Annotated in this window: 12 protein-coding genes and 1 pseudogene; 12 read left to right on the top strand and 1 reads right to left on the bottom strand. The window is 51.9% G+C overall.

Features of this window, described 5'->3' with window-relative positions; translation table 11 throughout:
- The first annotated feature begins 6 nt into the window (after positions 1–6).
- From VIN30_RS04590 to VIN30_RS04535, 12 genes and pseudogenes are all read left to right on the top strand, one after another.
- Positions 7–1,422, top strand: coding sequence for a hypothetical protein (locus VIN30_RS04590; protein ID WP_338209650.1), 1,416 nt, complete (start codon positions 7–9; stop codon positions 1,420–1,422).
- On the top strand, positions 1,419–2,762 hold the full coding sequence (locus tag VIN30_RS04585) for a lipopolysaccharide biosynthesis protein (RefSeq protein WP_338209649.1): 1,344 nt from the start codon (positions 1,419–1,421) through the stop codon (positions 2,760–2,762). Before VIN30_RS04590 ends, VIN30_RS04585 begins: the two co-directional genes overlap by 4 nt.
- Before the next feature lie 174 nt (positions 2,763–2,936).
- Entirely contained in the window at positions 2,937–4,688 is a 1,752-nt protein-coding gene (locus tag VIN30_RS04580; RefSeq protein ID WP_338209647.1) for an asparagine synthase-related protein, read from the top strand.
- A gap of 40 nt (positions 4,689–4,728) precedes the next feature.
- Positions 4,729–5,460, top strand: a complete 732-nt coding sequence (locus VIN30_RS04575; RefSeq protein ID WP_338209645.1) for a GNAT family N-acetyltransferase — start codon at positions 4,729–4,731, stop codon at positions 5,458–5,460.
- 34 nt (positions 5,461–5,494) lie between these two features.
- Entirely contained in the window at positions 5,495–6,610 is a 1,116-nt protein-coding gene (locus tag VIN30_RS04570) for a glycosyltransferase family protein (protein ID WP_338209643.1), read from the top strand.
- 455 nt (positions 6,611–7,065) lie between these two features.
- Positions 7,066–7,356: pseudogene (locus VIN30_RS11540) on the top strand (transposase); the annotation flags it as partial.
- 141 nt (positions 7,357–7,497) lie between these two features.
- Entirely contained in the window at positions 7,498–8,247 is a 750-nt protein-coding gene (locus VIN30_RS04560) for an SEL1-like repeat protein (protein WP_338209638.1), read from the top strand.
- A gap of 201 nt (positions 8,248–8,448) precedes the next feature.
- Positions 8,449–9,987: a D-alanine--poly(phosphoribitol) ligase subunit DltA gene (dltA, locus tag VIN30_RS04555; RefSeq protein WP_338209636.1), complete on the top strand. Its 1,539-nt coding sequence runs from the start codon at positions 8,449–8,451 to the stop codon at positions 9,985–9,987.
- 18 nt (positions 9,988–10,005) lie between these two features.
- On the top strand, positions 10,006–11,190 hold the full coding sequence (gene dltB / locus VIN30_RS04550; RefSeq protein ID WP_338209634.1) for a D-alanyl-lipoteichoic acid biosynthesis protein DltB: 1,185 nt from the start codon (positions 10,006–10,008) through the stop codon (positions 11,188–11,190).
- Positions 11,183–11,434: a D-alanine--poly(phosphoribitol) ligase subunit DltC gene (gene dltC / locus VIN30_RS04545; RefSeq protein WP_028026464.1), complete on the top strand. Its 252-nt coding sequence runs from the start codon at positions 11,183–11,185 to the stop codon at positions 11,432–11,434. The genes dltB and dltC overlap by 8 nt, the downstream gene beginning before the upstream one ends.
- A 2-nt stretch (positions 11,435–11,436) precedes the next feature.
- Positions 11,437–12,774, top strand: a complete 1,338-nt coding sequence (gene dltD / locus VIN30_RS04540) for a D-alanyl-lipoteichoic acid biosynthesis protein DltD (RefSeq protein WP_326426646.1) — start codon at positions 11,437–11,439, stop codon at positions 12,772–12,774.
- A 323-nt stretch (positions 12,775–13,097) separates the two neighbouring features.
- On the top strand, positions 13,098–14,801 hold the full coding sequence (locus VIN30_RS04535) for a transglutaminase domain-containing protein (RefSeq protein ID WP_338209630.1): 1,704 nt from the start codon (positions 13,098–13,100) through the stop codon (positions 14,799–14,801).
- Between the two features lie 155 nt (positions 14,802–14,956).
- Here VIN30_RS04535 and VIN30_RS04530 read toward each other — a convergent pair whose 3' ends face one another.
- A complete protein-coding gene (locus VIN30_RS04530; RefSeq protein WP_326426651.1) occupies positions 14,957–16,495 on the bottom strand; it encodes a CAP domain-containing protein in 1,539 nt (512 codons plus the stop codon).
- Positions 16,496–16,515: the final 20 nt, after the last annotated feature.

The raw sequence follows: 16,515 nt of genomic DNA, 5'->3' as shown, positions 1-16,515 counted from the left end.
CCTATAATGGGTAATGCTGGCAGAATGGCATATGGAAGCACTGCTCAAAAAGGAAACAGCTCGGCTGTTGTTGTCCTCTGGGTGCTCTTCTTCTTCTGTTCGGTATTGCCTCTTCCTGTACCGAATGGCTATGACTGGGTTTTTGCGCTAGTAATCTTTCTTGTAATTTTTTCAAAACAAATTTATTTAGTCTGTAAATTCATCATTGATACACCGTTGGTTAATTGCTGGTTAATTGCTGTTGAAGTCATAGGTTTTTCTTTCCTACTCACCTTTATTTTGTTTGTAAAAATTACCTTTTTATTTTATGCGGTAACGTTTTGTCTGGTGATACCACTTGCTTATGCCGTATTTCAAAGATTTGGCGCTGAGCGAGTTGTTTTTGAACTATCGAAAGGGTTTTATATCGCGTTCGTAATACTCCTTGCGGTGTCTTTTATTTTCGGTCCTCCTTATAAGGCTGATATTCAATATTCCGCCATTTTCTCTAATCCAAACGAATTTGGATACATTCTTACCTCCGTAATGCCTTGCATTGGGTATTTTCTTGTCAAGTCTGCAAAGGAGAACAAGGGTTATCAGTATTTACATATTGCCAGCATCGCATTGGTGGTGATAATGAGTATCATGACCGGTTCTAGAACCACGCAGCTTTCTCTGGTTCCTCAGATTATCGTTGTGCTGGTTCTTTTGTTGCGGCTTCCGCGTTTTCGCAAAAACGAGACAGGGGGATCTGCAACCATTTGGAATGGTCTACTCACTGGAGTGCTGGTATTCGTAATTGCAAGCTCAGCTACCGTGGGTGCGTTTACCGTTGGAAAGCACGCCTTAGAAACATGTGCTGGCGTTACATCTGAGCATGCATTGGTAGCTTCTGTAAGCCCCAATGTCGAAAATGGGTTAGAAGCGATGGTGGAGAGCGTTTCGACGCGCTATTCCAAGGGGATGTCTGACGGCAATATCAATGACTTTTCTTCGGGAAGACTGGGAATATTTGCTTCCTTTATGCAGGATATTGATATTTTGGGGCATGAATCCGAGACAAAGCAGGTTGTTTCCGGATGGCGCTTTTATGAGCATACATATGCTCATAATGTATTCATTCAAGTTGCCTATTCGGCGGGTCTTTTCGCCGGGGTCGCTATGTTTTTCATTGCGGTGTTCTCTCTTTTTAGATCAATCATTGTTCTTCAAGAAAAAGAGATCGTGAGAGGGTCTTGGTCGGCAGTGTCGTGTGTTGCCTTTTCCGCTTGTGCTGTAACGGGCTTTTTCATTTACGCTCTCTTTGGTGACGGGTATGCAATGTTTAAATATCTGCCTGCTTCGGTATTTTGGATTGCGTCAGCGGCCCTTTGCTCGCTTTCCATGAGGATGCGTTGCCGGCAAAAAGAGTTTGAGCCTCATCAGCAATGTTGTCTATGACTGACGCGCAGTGCGCTGGTTTTGAAATGCCTTGTGAGACGAGGTGGATTGATAGGTTGCAGGTCGTGAAAAAAATATTAGGCCGGTTGCTCCATACGGGGTTTTTTCATATTTTCGGAGCAGGTACAATTAATAAAATCATTTCAGCGCTGCTTAGCATTGTCGTTGTTCGTATTTTGTCAAAAGAAGATTTTGGCATATATTCCTACGTGTATAATCTCATTAGTTTCTTTGTTCTATTTAACGGTTTGGGTGCTACTTCAGCATTGCTGCAATTGGGGTGTGAGGCGCAGTCGAATGGAGCGATCGCAAGCGTCTTGCGCTACGCCACTAAAGTGGGGGTACTCTTTGATCTCCTCCTCGCTGTTTTTGTGCTGATTGCGTCATTCGCGCCCATGGGCTTTCCCGAAAGCTCTCTTCTTTTAAGGCTATATGCGTTATACCCATTTGTCATTTTTCTTTTCGATATTAGAATTATGATTTTCAGAATAAAATTATATAATAAACAATATGCTTTTATTACCAATATTCAAACTCTTCTATTGGCTCTGCTGTCGATTGCTGGCGCACTCTGTTGGCAAGTGGTTGGCTTGATAGTCGGGCAGTATCTGGCGTACATTTTGAGCGGTAGCATAGCTTGGTTTGTAGGCATGAGGCTGCGTGTTCAAGAGGGCGAGGAAGCCGATTTTGATTTTGACAAGAAAGCTTATTGGAAGATTTCTGTTGCAAGTTCTATAAACAATGGACTTGGAAGTGCCTTAACACTCGTCGGCGTTTTTTTTGTCGGTCTCTTCTGTGGTAACGAGACCGCTGTTGCGGAATATAAGGTTGCCACAACAATTCCATTCGCGCTGCTTTTTATCCCCAGTGCGGTTGTTACCTATCTCTATCCCTATTTCGTGAAACACAGGGATGATGTAGAGTGGTCTCTGTCTCGGTATCTGCAACTTTCCATGGTAGGCCTTGCTGCCTATGGATCAGTTGTCGTGTTATTTTGCGTTTTCGGTGGCTCAATTGTCTCTCTTGTGTTTGGCTCTCAATATGAAAGCGCCACGCAGGCTTTTCGAATCATAATGATAGGTTTTTTTGTAACGGCGGCATTGAGACAGCCAACAGGGAACTTACTTGTTACGCAACGAAGGCTTTGGTTTAATACTGCGACAGGTGTTATCTCGCTTCTTGTGTGTTGCGCAGCGTGTGCTGCCCTTATTCCAATTTGGGGAATTGAAGGGGCGGCATGGGCCTACACCTTTTCCATGATAGCTGGAGCCTTGTGCAGTGTCCCTTATTATATTTTCGTGCTGCTCAAGAAGAGAGAGGGGGGGATTGGCGAAAAGTGAGTGTGAATCATAAAGTGGAATATGGGCAAGAATGGCAAGATCTTTGTGTTCTTGGGGCTTGCTGTCATGGTGCCTGAATGGGCTATCTGCGTTTTACGTTGATGCCGGGAGGCAGCCATGGAACCGCTGTGGTACTTTGTATGTCCGTGATCAATGGTTGCAGTGAGGAACAACATGCCTGGCTTTTTTATAAGTAATTTCGGAAAGATAGAGTTAGATAACTTTCGAAACAACGAATGTGTTACGGATGAATGGCAGATTGACGGGGTATTTTGCGCGCGAAATACTTTAAATAAGTTTCTCCATGATAAGGTTTTTGCCGAGGGCAAAGAGTGCTTCATCATAATGGAAGGCGTACTTTTAAATAAAGCCGAGCTTCTTGTGGATTATGACGTTGAAACCGTCGAAGAGTTAGTTTCCTCGATGTATTTGCAGCACGGGAGAATTTTCTTTGATGGATTTCGAGGATCGTTCTCGGGTGCCCTATACGACAAGGCACGAGAAGAATGGGTGATTTTCACTAATCATTATGGAGACAACCCTGTTTTTTATTACACCGATAATACCGGATGTTTTGCTTTTGGCTCACAGGTCAATTATGTGCTCAGTGCGCTTGCAAAAGAGGGCGTGGACCTAACGCTGAACATGGATGCTGTGTACATGATGTTGAGCTATGGCTTCATGGTTGATGAAAGCACATATGCAGGCGAGATTAAGAGGCTGCTTCCCGGATCGTTTGCTGTCGTCAATAAATTTGGGGAAGTGAAGGTTGATAGCTATTATCGACCCAAAGAGTATCTTCAAGATCTAAGCGACTGGTCTGATGAGGAAATCATTCAAGAAATGGATCGACTTTTTCAGCGGGCAGTTTTAAGAGGCCTTTCCAAGGATGTGGAGTACGGGTATGGTCACCTTTGTGATCTGAGCGGGGGGCTGGATTCAAGGATGACAACGTGGGTTGCCCACGAATTGGGCTTCGCTCCGATCCTCAATGTCGCGTTCTCTCAATCGCAGTATCTTGATCAGTTGATTGCCCAAGAGATAGCGGCTTATCTCCATAATGAATTCATTTTTAAGTCCCTTGATGATGCAAATTTCATTTTTGATGCAAAACAAATTGTTGAGATGAATTTTGGTTTGAGTCTCGTTGCAGGAATTACAGGCGCCGAGTCATTTATGAGGAGATTGAATTTCAATAGCCTGGGCATGGGCCATACGGGACAAATGGGAGATGTGGTAGTTGGCTCCTTTTTGGGCTCTGCGGATGAGTTAGACGACTTTCGACCCGGTGGCAATTATTCGAATAAGAGGGTTGAAAGAATTGCGCCTCCGATGACTCGCGGATATGTAGATAGAGAGCAGTATCTGTTGGAGACGCGAGGTTTTCTCGGAGCTTTGTCGTCTCATTTCGTGCGTCGAAATTATACTGAGGTGGCCTCTCCTTTTTTGGACGTAGATTTTTTCAACTTCTGCCTAAGTATTCCCATCGAGAAACGCGCAAACCATAAGCTCTACAAACGCTGGATACTTGAAAAGCACCCTGAAGCTGCGCAATTTGTTTGGGAAAAGGAAGGGGCAAAGATTACGTCTACGAAGCTGTCTAGGCTTCTAAAAAAGTGCATGAGGGGTGCAAAACGGATGTTGACAAAGATGCGAGGCGGCACTCCGATTTCCTCGATGAATCCTTTTGATGTTTGGTACAAGTCGAATGCTGATATCAGAAAATGGATCGACGAGGAACTTGTCAGGGAGCGTCCGACCTGCCCCTCTTATGTGAGGGCAGAGATAGATTCGTATATAAGGGACTCCTCGACATTGGAGAAAATGCAGGCCCTGACGACTCTCCTGGCAATTGATTATTATTTCGGTGATGCGTCGTATGGGGGTTTGGGGGCTGGAATGGAGCAGCCATCGAAAGAAAACTGATTTTAAGTCACGTAACGGCCAATGAAAAAGGAGAGATTCTGTGAGGCGAGAGATGATGATTGATGAACTGGATTGGGACAGTAATTACTTTAACTTGCGATGTGGCAAGGTCGATCTTACAGAAGAAGATATTAACTCAGGCGCATTGGTCGACCTTGCGAGTCGCATTAATCAATTTGACTTTGTAAGCATTAGGTGTGCAGGAAATTTTGTTGAAACAAATTATCGAATAACTTCCGAGCTACACGCGCGTCTCGTGGATATCAATATTCAGCTGTCTAAGAGCATTGAACAGGCACCGGAGCCGTCGGATTTTAGGATCATCCCCTCTCGTGATTTGGATGAAGATTTATTTCTTCAGATGAAGGTTCTCGAGAAAGACTACATGTATTCGAAGTTTGTACGTGATCCCCACATGAGAAGTAGAAACGCTTTCAATGTCTACAATGAGTGGATAGCGAATTCGAAATGTTTCGATGATAAGTATTTCGCGGTAAAGCTAGTCGAGAGAAGGGTTGCCGGCTTTACTTTGTTCCGTTTGGTGGATAACGATGTTACGTTGGAGCTGGTGAAGGTGAACGAGGATTTTAGGGGATGCGGCATCGCTTCCGAATTGATGAGGGGGATTGATCACTTTGGTTCTTTGCGCGGATGCGAGACTGCGCGCGTGGGAACTCAGCTCGACAATCTTCCAGCGATTAACATGTACCATAAAATGGGTTTCCGAGAAGTATCGCGTACCTTTGTTTATCATTGTTGGAATGTTGACTAAACTTGGCAGGTGAAACGGAATGAAGGTGCTCCTAGTGGCGAATGCCTCATCGATATGGACGCAAGAAATCATTCGGAATATTCATCTGCCATTGGGGCATACCCTTGATTTGATTTCCTATGACGCAGTAACTGAAGCGATCGAGGGAATGTATCAGGAGGAATTTGGTGTTACCCTGAAACAGCTTGTCTCGAGTTCGGGAAATCGACTTCTGAAAAAAACAACAGCGTTTTTGGCGCCGTTTCGTTTCTTGGCAAAAAACAGGGTTAAATTTGATGTTGCCGTTGTTCACTATCCGCCAAATTCTGTACGAGCCATAAGTTTGATCGCCGCACTTAAAATGCTAAACTGCAAAATTGTGACGGTGTTTTGGGGATCGGATATCTTGGCATTAGGGGAGAGCAAGACCTTTTTCCTCGAGAGAATTATCGAAGCGTCTGACAGAATTAACCTTTCAACTGAGAAGATGTCAGATGAGTTCGCAAGACGTTTTGGGCAAAGCTACTCGCCCGAGATTCATCATGCAAATTTTGGTACATTGGCTTTGCCTTATCTTGATTCTGCGATCAGGCAATATGGAAAAGCCGGCAGCAAGCGGCAAATTGGTTTGAGCGAAGATAAGCTAACAATCGCCATCGGGCACAACGGGGCGACGCGTCAAAATCACATCAAAGTGATTGACGCTCTGTCCTCTTTAGACTATGGGGCAAAAGCAAGGGTCCAATTATTGCTTCACATACCGGGGGCCACGAAGAACTATGTAGAGGATATTGGGGTGTCGTTGGAGAGCTGCGGGATAGATCATGTGGTCCTGACTGAAGGTTATCCTCTTGCTGACATTGCCAAAGTTCGCGTTGCGACAGATATTTTTTTGCATGCACAGCAAAGTGATGGGCTTTCATCATCTGTTCGTGAGTGCCTGTATTCTGACTCTATTCTTGTGAATCCAAAGTGGATAAGCTATAAGGAACTTGATAGATTGGGCATCGAATATGTGACATATGACGCATACGATGAGCTGCCTGGATTAATACGTTCAATACTGGATGACGAAATAGTACTAGATACTAAAGGCAACAAAGAAATAATAGGATCACATTATTCTTGGCAGACGCTTTGCGGTGCGTGGAGGGACCTCCTCGAGTTTTGAAATTTCATGACGGGTGCCTAGTAGCGGGATGTTTTTTCGTGTTGCCCTCGATGAGGGGTATGTCGAAGGACGGGTATCGATCTTGTGCTAGACTTTTGCTAATGCTGTTGTGCTGGGTTTTTTCTAGCGCGGGCTCGAAATGTGGGGCTTCTCGATATTTCACGAGAGCTTAACTACAGCTATATCATCAATTATCTGCACGGATTTCGCGGGTAGTGTCCCGATTGTTGGTGTAGCGATTCGATCTGCGAGGGCGGCCGAAGGCCGTCCGAGAAGATCGAACTATCCCCATGGAGAAACTCCTCCCTTGTGAAAAACACATAAGGATCAAGAGCGATCTAGATTACAGGAGCCCCATGCAATACCGAAGGGATTGCATAGACTGCTGGACGAGTGACCATGCCGACGGCCGGCAGCCGCCTGCTGAAATTTGCGCAAGAGTCTGGACAGTACCTCATCACCGTCGACTGCGCACCAACAACGTGCAGGAGCGCGCCAACCGTGAACCGATACGCCGCAGCTGCGTGGTACAGGCGCTCCCGTCCAGGAAGTCGCTGATCCGCCTTCTCGGCGTTGTGTTCTCCGAGATGGATGAGGATTGGGCGAGCAGGAGATGGTGTACAGAAGAGTCCATCACCCTGGTGTCTTCGCCGGCGAGATCCGCGGCTCCGGCCGCCGCCTACGAAGACGCGCCTGGGGAGCATGCCGGGCGAATCATCGAAGTAGTGGTTGCTGACAATCCGATCGCAGGGGAGGGCCGTCTAGATGATGGGTTAGAATGCAAACAAGATTCTAGGTGTCTACGCCAACAATCGTGGGCACTACCTTAGTTGTAGAGGTCCCGAGAGTATGGTTTTCTGTTCGTAATATATATGGGGAGGTGTTCTGTGTTGAGTGAGGCTGGTATTGAGCAGATGATCGAGAAGTATCAGGACAGCGATATGGGCCGAGCGCTGTACTGGCAAGGGCGTTTAGCCGCTCTTCGGGGAGATGAGAAGACGGCCGCCCGTTTCTACCTGTGGTCTTCTGGACAGGGAGATGCTTGTGGAGCGTGCGCGCTTGGACGATGTTACAGAAGTGGCAAGGGCGTGTCGGTGGACACAGAAAAGGCATTTGAGTTTGCAATGAAGGCTGCAAGAGCGGGAGACTGCGGAGGCTGCCTCGACGTCGGACTGCTGCTTAAAGACGGTGTCGGCGCCGAACGGGACCGGGAAGAAGCCATTTTGTGGTTTAAACGAGCTGCAATGAATCGGGAATGCAGTGTAAACAACAAAGTGAAGGCGATTATGTGGGTCGGTGATTGTCATTACGAGAATGGTGATTTGGAGAGGGCCCTTGAAGCATACCAAGAAGCGATTGAGGCGGCAGGAAACAAGTTGGAGTGTAAGCGCGCTTTGGCATCGTGTCTTGATAAGGCTGGGTTTGCCGAGTGGGCGAGAATGAGATACATAAGTGCGAGGGAGTATTGGGAGCGCGAGCAGCGTGTTCTTTACGAGTATGGTCAAGTCGCTAGCGATTTTGACTATGATTCAGATTCTAATGTTGATCGTGTGACAAAGAATATAATTATTGCAGCAGATCGGGTCAATGGCCTTGTTGGCTTGGGCGGTGACGTTGTTAGTGAGGTATTTTCGTAAAAGCAAAAGATATAATGGGGTTTTAGGCAGGATGGGGCTTTGCTTGTGACGCATTTTGCGGGTCGTGCGGGATCGGCGGCGCGTGGAAGGGGACTGTGCTTCCCGCTGTTTGCGGATATGTTTCGTTTGCTTTTGGTGTGACTGGAGCGAAAGGAGGTGAGCGTTTATAATCAAGTTTCATTCTATGGGCAAGGAAGTGATATGGCAGCAAGCAGGTTTCTAAAGGAAGTTTCGCGGGAGTGTTGCGAGCATCCTGATCGAGCGGCGTACTTTACCTCTCGGGGGGGGGTATCTGATTCCTTAACTTATGGCGAACTTGACCGCTGGTCCGACGGTCTGGCGGCCTTTCTGAGGAGGGAGGCGCCCGAGGACAAACCGGTGGTGGTCTATGGCCATAAGTCGCCGCTTATGTTGGTGTCGTTCTTTGCGGCGGCGAAGGCGGGGTTGCCTTATGCGCCGATCGATATCGCCTATCCCTCCGATCGTGTTGCGGACATCCTCGAGCAAATCGGACAACCGCTGGTTATCTCGCTGGCCGACGAGCCGCTTGCTGCCGATGTCTCCCTGGCCGAGCGGGTGCTGGGGAAAGACGAGGTGCGCGCGGCCTGCCTATCGGGTGAGACGGTTTTTGAGGATAGCTGGGTGTCGGACGACGATGTCTTCTACCTTTTGTTCACTTCGGGCAGCACGGGTCGTCCCAAGGGCGTGCAGATGCCCTCGCGTTGTGTTGATGCGTTCATGGACTACTTTGGGAAGTTGTTTCCCGCTGGCCCGGATCGCATCAGCTTCAATCGCGTTCCCTATACGTTTGATGTAAGTCTGTTTGACATCGTGGCGGGGCTCTCGGCTGGCTACACGCTGTTCGCCTTGGAATCGGAATACGAGCAGAGCATGAGCGCGTCTTTCGAGGCGCTCGCAGCGAGCGGCTTGACCACCTGGGTGTCTACGCCATCCTATATCGAGATGTGCCTGGCCGACCCCTCGTTCAATGCTCAGCTGCTCCCGCAGCTGGATACCATTGTGCTGTGCGGCGAGGTGTTTCGCAATGCGACCGCAAGCAAGTTGCTCGATCGATTTCCGGGCGCGCGCATCTTTAACACCTATGGCCCGACGGAAACCCAAGCGGTGACCGATATCGAAGTGACACGCGATATCGCCGACCAGTTGAATCCGCTACCCGTGGGCTTCCTGAACCCTGAGGTGCGTGCGGTGATCCGCGATGTGGAAACGGGCGACGTGCTACCGTCGGGTCGGGTGGGAGAGGTGTATCTGGAGGGCGCTACGGTGTCGCTGGGCTACTTCGGTCGTTCCGATCTGACTGAAGCCGTTTTCTCTGAGCACGCCGATGCCGACGGGGAGACCGTGCGTTCGTATAAGACCGGCGACAAGGGCTATCTGGACGAGCAAGGGCGCCTGTACTGCCTGGGGCGCCTGGACTTTCAGGTGAAGCTCAACGGCTTCCGCGTCGAACTGGGCGATGTGGAGCAGGGGCTCGCATCGCTGCCTTCCGTTAAAGAGGCGGTGGTCCTGCCTGCCGAGAAAGATGGGAAGGTGTCTCACCTCGTGGCCCATGTCCAGCTGGCCGACCCTGCGGCTGAGCTGTCGTTCAAGCTGGGACAGCAGATTAAGGCGGAATTGCGCCAAGTGCTCCCCGATTACATGATTCCGAAGAAGATCGTATTTCATGAATCGTTTGCGCTGAACGTGAATGGCAAAATCGACCGCAAGGCCTTGGCCTAGGGCGCGGGGCTGGCGGTTATGAATTTCTACATCGATCCGGCGTTCTATGTGTTTCTCGCCTTGGCGGTGATCCCTGCGGCTATTCTAGGCTTTACAGGGCATCGGATAAAATACTACGGCCTGGTGGCGTCGCTCGGGTTCCTGCTACTGCTCTTTGGAGAAAACGTCCAGGGCATGGTGGCGTTTCTCGGGTTCTTGGCGATAGCGTGCGCGGCCACATTTTGGGTGCTGCGCAGCTGGCGCTCGGGGCAGAAGGCCTTGTGGAAATACCGCGTGGCCTTGGCGGCGGTGATCGCCCCTTTGGTGGTTTATAAGATTGGTGCCGTATTCGAGCACAATATCATGGGCTTTCTCGGACTGTCCTATATTACGTTCAAAGCCGTGCAGGTTATCATCGAGGTGCGCGACGGGGTCATCGAGAACATGGGCTTTCTCGACTACCTGTACTTCCTTGTGTTCTTCGCACCCTTTACTTCGGGCCCCATCGATCGCAGTCGGCGCTTTACCGAAGACGCGAACCGCACCTACACGCGTTCTGAATACGCTGATTTGCTGGCGCGGGGTATTATGCTGCTGTTGATCGGCGCGGTGTACCAGAAGGTGTTGGGTACGGTGTTTTACGGCTGGTTTACGCCGGCTCCGCTGGGCGACGGATCTATGTGGCACGAGCTGGCGGCTCAGGTGAAGGATGCGTACGCTTACGGGTTCTACCTGTTCTTCGACTTCGCCGGTTACTCGCTGATGGCCATGGGAGCCAGCTACTGCTTCGGTATCAAGACACCGCGGAACTTTCGTGCGCCGTTTCTGGCCTTGGACGTGCGCGAGTTCTGGGATCGCTGGCACATGACCCTGTCTACCTGGCTGCGTGATTTCGTGTTCATGCGCGTAGTGAAGTCGGCTACGCGTCGCAAGCTGTTCAAGGACCGTTTGCACACGGCCTGCTTCGGCTATCTGGCGAACTTCATGCTCATGGGCGCATGGCACGGGCTGACGGTGGACTATCTGGTGTACGGTGCGTACTATGGCGTGCTCATGGGGGCGACGGACGTGTACCAGAAGCGGGCGCCTTTCCATAAGAAGCATAAGAAGAAACGCTGGTACAAGGCGTTGCAGTGGCTTGTCACGATCAATATGGTCATGCTGGGCATGGCGATTTTCTCAGGTCAGTTACATACAGTAGTAGGAGGTTTGATTCATGGCTAACGGCACGGTTGAGACGCGGATGCTCGACTTGATCGAGGAAGTGTGCGATGACGAGGTGATTCGCGAGGAGCGCGACATCGACCTGTTCGAGGCGGGGCTGCTGGACTCCATGGCCGCCATCGAACTTCTGGTGGGTATCGAGTCCGAGTTCGGCGTGGTGATCGCCCCGACGGCGGTGGAGCGCGAGGAGATGAACTCGGTGAACAAGATCATTCACCAGGTTGAGATTCGGGTGCAGGGCTAGGCATGCGGAGGCTGATCGCGGTCTGCTGCGCCTTGGCGCTCGCTCTGGGAGTGGGCGCGGCGTACTATCTGCAGGCGCCCACTGATGCCGCTCTACGGGATATGGCGCGGGAGAACCCGGTGAATCCGCGGCCGTCCGTGGCGCTGTGGGGTAGTCCGTCGCTTTTGGGCGAAATGGTGCAGGCGCAGGGGCGCACGGTGGGATTTCTGCTGGGGTCTTCGGAGTTGGGCCAGTCGGCAGAGGACTCCGCTCATCCTGTGCGGTTCTTCACGGAAAACGATCTGGGATTTGATCTGATATCGGTGGGCGCTGGTGGGTATCAGTCGCTGTGGGGTGCTATCGAAGTTGGTGCTTTGGACGAGTGCGGTGCGCTTCCCGAAAAGAAAGTGGCGTTCCTGATCGGCGACCAATGGTTCATGAATGAGGCGGGATGCACGCCGGAGGCGTTCATGAACAGCTTCTCGGAAGAATCTTTCCGCGAGTGCATGGAAAACCCAGGGCTGACCGCCGAGACGAAGGCGCAGATTCGCGAGCGGGTGATAGCTCTGGGGGTGGATGCCCAAACTGTGAGCGATCTAACCGATAATTCAGTGGTAGCCTGGGCCAATCGGGCGGTTGCCGACTTTGTGTCGGGCGGCGAACGCCGCGGGCTGCTTGCCGAAGGGCTTGCGGCCAATGGGCCGCTTGAACGGTATGGCGACTCGGTTGTTGAGCCTGATTGGGATGCGCTCGATCGGCAGGCTGTCGCGGAAGGCGAGGGCGCCTGCACGAACAACGATTATGGCATCTACAATGAGTACTTCGATACCTATGTGAGCGATAAGCCGTGGGGGCAGTACTACGAGGGCGATCCATTTGCGGATTGGAGCGAGACGGAGTTTTCCGACCTGCGGCTGTTCCTTGCGGTATGCGAAGAGTTGAACATCACTCCGCTTATGGTAATCGAGCCAGTGAATGGGGAATACTACGATATTCAACGCTATACCAAAGAGAGCCGGCTCGAGTTCTATGACAAGTTACGTCAGGTGCTTGATGAGGCAGAAGTGGATTACGTTGACTTGTCGATGCACGACTATGACAAGTACTACCTGCGCGATGTGATGCATCTGGGTTGGAAGGGCTGGGTCCAGATTAACCGTGCGCTCTGCGAGTTCTATGGGGCTGGCGTAAGTGCAGCCGAACCCACCGCATCCTCTGGCCACGCTGATGGTGCGGCAGAAGACAACGATGTGCCCGGGCAGACGAGTGCTCAGCGTGATGCCGATGCGGCGGCCGATGAGATGCTTGAAGTGGAAGGAGCTGGGAAGGAAGTCATGGAAGGCGAAGGTGAGCGCTCATGAAGTGGCTTGAGAAAGCTCAATCGTGGTTGTCGCAACATCCGACCGCAGAGGCTCTTCTTTGGTTCGCGACTGCTGTCGCGTGCATAGCGATTCTTGCCTGGTTCCTCCTCTTTTCTGGCTATGGTAATCCCCCTGAGTTTGTATACGAGCAGTTCTAACGTTTGGCTTTATTTCCAGCTGCTCCCCTCGGGGGGGGGTATGCCCTCTTATTTGGGCAAACATCTTGATGCAGGCGTTGCGCTGAAGTTCCGAATTTCGTAGACTGATCTCTGCTGACAGGACGTCTAGCCAATCTTCACTGGATGACACGAAAGCGAGGGTTCATGACGCGAGTGGGCAATGTGGTGACTCACATGGCGATAGCTGCCGTTTTGGCTGCCTGTATTGCGCCTTCCGTTGCGTGGGCTGCCGATGATGCGGCGGTTGTATCTGAAGCGGCCGAGCGTGTCGTGGCGCAGTACGACAACACGGCATCGAAGCCAACGTCGCAAGTTGGCTTGTCGGTAAGCTGGGATGATCCCATATGCGGTCAGCCAACTGAGTTTTCGGTGGCAACAACAAACGGCTCGTCGCAGTGTGAGTATCGAATTGATTCGGTGAACCGCTACACCGATGATCGGAAGAACTACCTCGAGTGGGTGATGGATCCCTCGAAGTTCGTGTATCAGGCAAGTCCTTCGTTCCAGCTCACTTTTTGTGCTTCCGGTACTTACCGAGTGCGTATTTCGGTGCTCGATAAGGGCGCGTCGCCGCTTGTCTATGAGAACGTGGATGCCTGGGTCGTTGTGGACGACCCCGCTCACCCTTCGGTAGAGACCGTGGCTGATCGTGTTGCGTCTGATTGTCTGAAAGCCGGCAACGCAACCGATTTCGACAAGGCCTTATGGCTGCACGATTGGATAATCGCCAATTGCGAGTACGATCATTCGCTTACCTACTGCGGCGCCGAAGGAGTGTTTGCGCGTGGCACGGGAACATGCGAGTCGTACCATCGTGCTTATGAGATGCTGCTGGCCCGCGTGGGCATTTCCACGGGCCGCATTACCGGAAACGGTCACGTGTGGACCGCAGTTAAGCTGGACGGGAAATGGTACCAGGTCGACGCCACCTGGGATGACGCTCAACAGTTTTCCGGGTATCCCGATCTGCGGCATCTCTACTTCGGCATGGACGACAATATTGTGAGCCTTGTGCACCCCGATCACACGCAGCCCGTCGCGGGCTACGAGTCGTCGTCTCTCGAGCAGAATTACTTTGTGAAGACGGGGGAGATTCGCGCCTGGTCCGATCCGTACGTGCAGCGTATTTCCCAGAAGCTGGGCAGCGGTGAGGAGCACTTTTCCATTCCCATTGACCATGCTTCCTGGCCTGATGACTACAAAAACGCCTTCTACAACGTGGTGGCCTATGATCTTTCCCAGCGCACATGGGCAGTCGGGGCCGCCAAGGAGGTAAAGGTGACCTATGCGAGCAACAGCCTTTCGGTGGCGGTTTCCTCAAAGGATACGCAGGCTCCTTCTGATTCGACGGGTTCCGGCACGGTTAATCGCCCTCCGACTCAGGGGTCTTTGGCAAATGGCTCGACTGCTTCCTCGCCGATAAAGTCCACAGGTGTGTGGAAGAAATCGAAAGGAAAATGGTGGTATCGCCATGCCGACGGGTCGTATACGCGCAACGGCTGGGAATTGATTGACGGCGTTTGGTATCACTTCGATCGTTCTGGCTGGATGCAGACGGGTTGGTTGAAAACAGGTGGCAAATGGTATTACCTGGCGTCTTCGGGCGCCATGAAAACCGGATGGTTGAAGACCGGGGGTAAGTGGTACTATCTGCGCGCTTCGGGTGCTATGGCCACTGGTTGGTATCAGGTTCGGGACACGTGGTACTGGTCGGCTTTTTCGGGGGCCATGGGCGCAAATCGGTGGGTGGGGAACTACTACCTAACCAAATCTGGCGCTATGGCAACTAACACGTGGGTTGGCAAGTACCATGTGAATGGGAGCGGAAAGTGGGATCGAACCAGATAGCTCGCGTGCGCGGAATATATAGGGACTCCTGAGAAGCCGGGTGGGGTGGTGTTAGCCGATGCTGCTACATGCGGGGGACTGGGCCTAACTGAAACAGCGGACGGGCGCCTCGATGGGCGCCCGTCCGCTCAATTAGCTCTTCTATTCAGAAAGCTCTATCGGGTTTGGTCCCATACGCCGTTGGCATTTACGTGATATTTGCCGATCCACGTGTTAGTTGCCATGGCGCCGCTTGCGTTAACGTAATATTTTCCGCTCACCCAGCAGCTTGCATCCATGGCGCCCGAACTGCGCAGATGATACCAGCTCCCGCCGACTTTCTGCCAGCCGGTGGCCATGGCGCCCGATGCTTTCAGGTAGTACCAGCTCCCGCCGACTTTCTGCCATCCGGTTTGCATGGCCCCGGAACTCTTGAGATAGTACCAGCTCCCGCCGACTTTCTGCCATCCGGTCTGCATGGCTCCCGAAGCGCTGGTGTGGTACCACGTTCCCTTGTCGTTTATCCAGCCCGTGGCCATGGCACCCGACGGCTTCAGGTAGTACCAGCTCCCGCCGACTTTCTGCCAGCCGGTGGCCATGGCTCCGGAATTCTTGAAGTAGTACCACTTGCCGCCCATCTTCTGCCATCCGGTCAGCATCCAGCCGCTGTTGTCGAAAAGATACCAAGTTCCGTCGATTTGGCACCAACCGCGAGCGTAACTGCCGTTGGAGAAGGAGAACCACCAACGATTGCCCGACCGCTTCCAGGTGCCGGTTTCCCCGTCTACTTCGATGGTCGTCGAAATGGCGACGCTGCTTCCAATGCGGGCGGTCACGGAGGCCGAGCCCGGAGCATTGCCCGTGATCAGGCCATCTTGGTTGACGGAAGCCACGGCGACATTGCTGGAAGCCCAGGTGAAGGTCCGCGGACTGAGGATGACGAAGAGCCCGTCGGTACCTTGGTTGCGAAAAGCAATGCGGGGCTGAACGGTGTCGTTGGGGTCAAGCTCGTATCCCGAATACTCGAAGAGGAAGTTGCTGTTTTTAAGCCAGCTTGTGGGGATGGAGAGTCGTTCTGTGGCACTGCGATTCTGGGGCTGCGAGACGGAGTCGGCTGCTTGCGGTCCGAAGCACTGGGACCAAAAAGGTCCGAACCCTCCCACGGTTACGCAGCCGATGCCGATGCTAAGGGAATCGTTGCTGAGAATGTTTGCACGATGCCCCGGGGAATCCATCCAGGCGCTGACGACGGCTTGAGGATTCTGCTGGCCGTAGGCGATGTTCTCCCGATGCATCTTGTTGGAAATGGTGAAGCATTCGCTGCCGTCGGGACGCAAATGCCCGGCGTTGAATGTCAGGCTTGCTTCCACGGCGCGTTTCATGGCGGCATCGAGCAGATCCTTGTCCATGGTCAATGCAGACAGGCCGTTTTCGGCGCGGATGTCATTGATGAGTTCGAGCACGCTGTAGGCGTATGAGTAGTCGTAATACACATCGGCTACCAGGGCGTTGGTCATGGGAGTCGCTGCGAAGGGTGAGATGTGTGCTTCGACATTCTCGGCGGCAATGCTGGATGCTTGGGGTGCAGGTTGCTTCAGCTCGTCAGCCCAAGCAGGGGCCGTTGAGCTGAAGACGGCGGCTCCAGATAGTGCGATGGCTATTGCGAAGGTTGCAATAGCCATCAGCAAGTCTCTCCGTTGCAAATGACCGATCATGGTACTTCTCCTCTCGTCAG

This window comes from Adlercreutzia wanghongyangiae (assembly GCF_035989245.1).
Lineage (GTDB): Bacteria > Actinomycetota > Coriobacteriia > Coriobacteriales > Eggerthellaceae > Adlercreutzia > Adlercreutzia wanghongyangiae.
Note: the sequence above shows the minus strand (reverse complement) of the source record. Positions and strands in the feature narration are given on the sequence as shown.

Coding starts and splice junctions, on each gene's coding strand:
- dltC (WP_028026464.1), top strand. CDS start 11,183: ATGGCTAACGGCACGGTTGAGACGCGGATGCTCGACTTGATCGAGGAA.
- VIN30_RS04535 (WP_338209630.1), top strand. CDS start 13,098: ATGACGCGAGTGGGCAATGTGGTGACTCACATGGCGATAGCTGCCGTT.
- dltD (WP_326426646.1), top strand. CDS start 11,437: ATGCGGAGGCTGATCGCGGTCTGCTGCGCCTTGGCGCTCGCTCTGGGA.
- VIN30_RS04585 (WP_338209649.1), top strand. CDS start 1,419: ATGACTGACGCGCAGTGCGCTGGTTTTGAAATGCCTTGTGAGACGAGG.
- dltA (WP_338209636.1), top strand. CDS start 8,449: ATGGCAGCAAGCAGGTTTCTAAAGGAAGTTTCGCGGGAGTGTTGCGAG.
- VIN30_RS04530 (WP_326426651.1), bottom strand. CDS start 16,495: ATGATCGGTCATTTGCAACGGAGAGACTTGCTGATGGCTATTGCAACC.
- VIN30_RS04580 (WP_338209647.1), top strand. CDS start 2,937: ATGCCTGGCTTTTTTATAAGTAATTTCGGAAAGATAGAGTTAGATAAC.
- dltB (WP_338209634.1), top strand. CDS start 10,006: ATGAATTTCTACATCGATCCGGCGTTCTATGTGTTTCTCGCCTTGGCG.
- VIN30_RS04590 (WP_338209650.1), top strand. CDS start 7: ATGGGTAATGCTGGCAGAATGGCATATGGAAGCACTGCTCAAAAAGGA.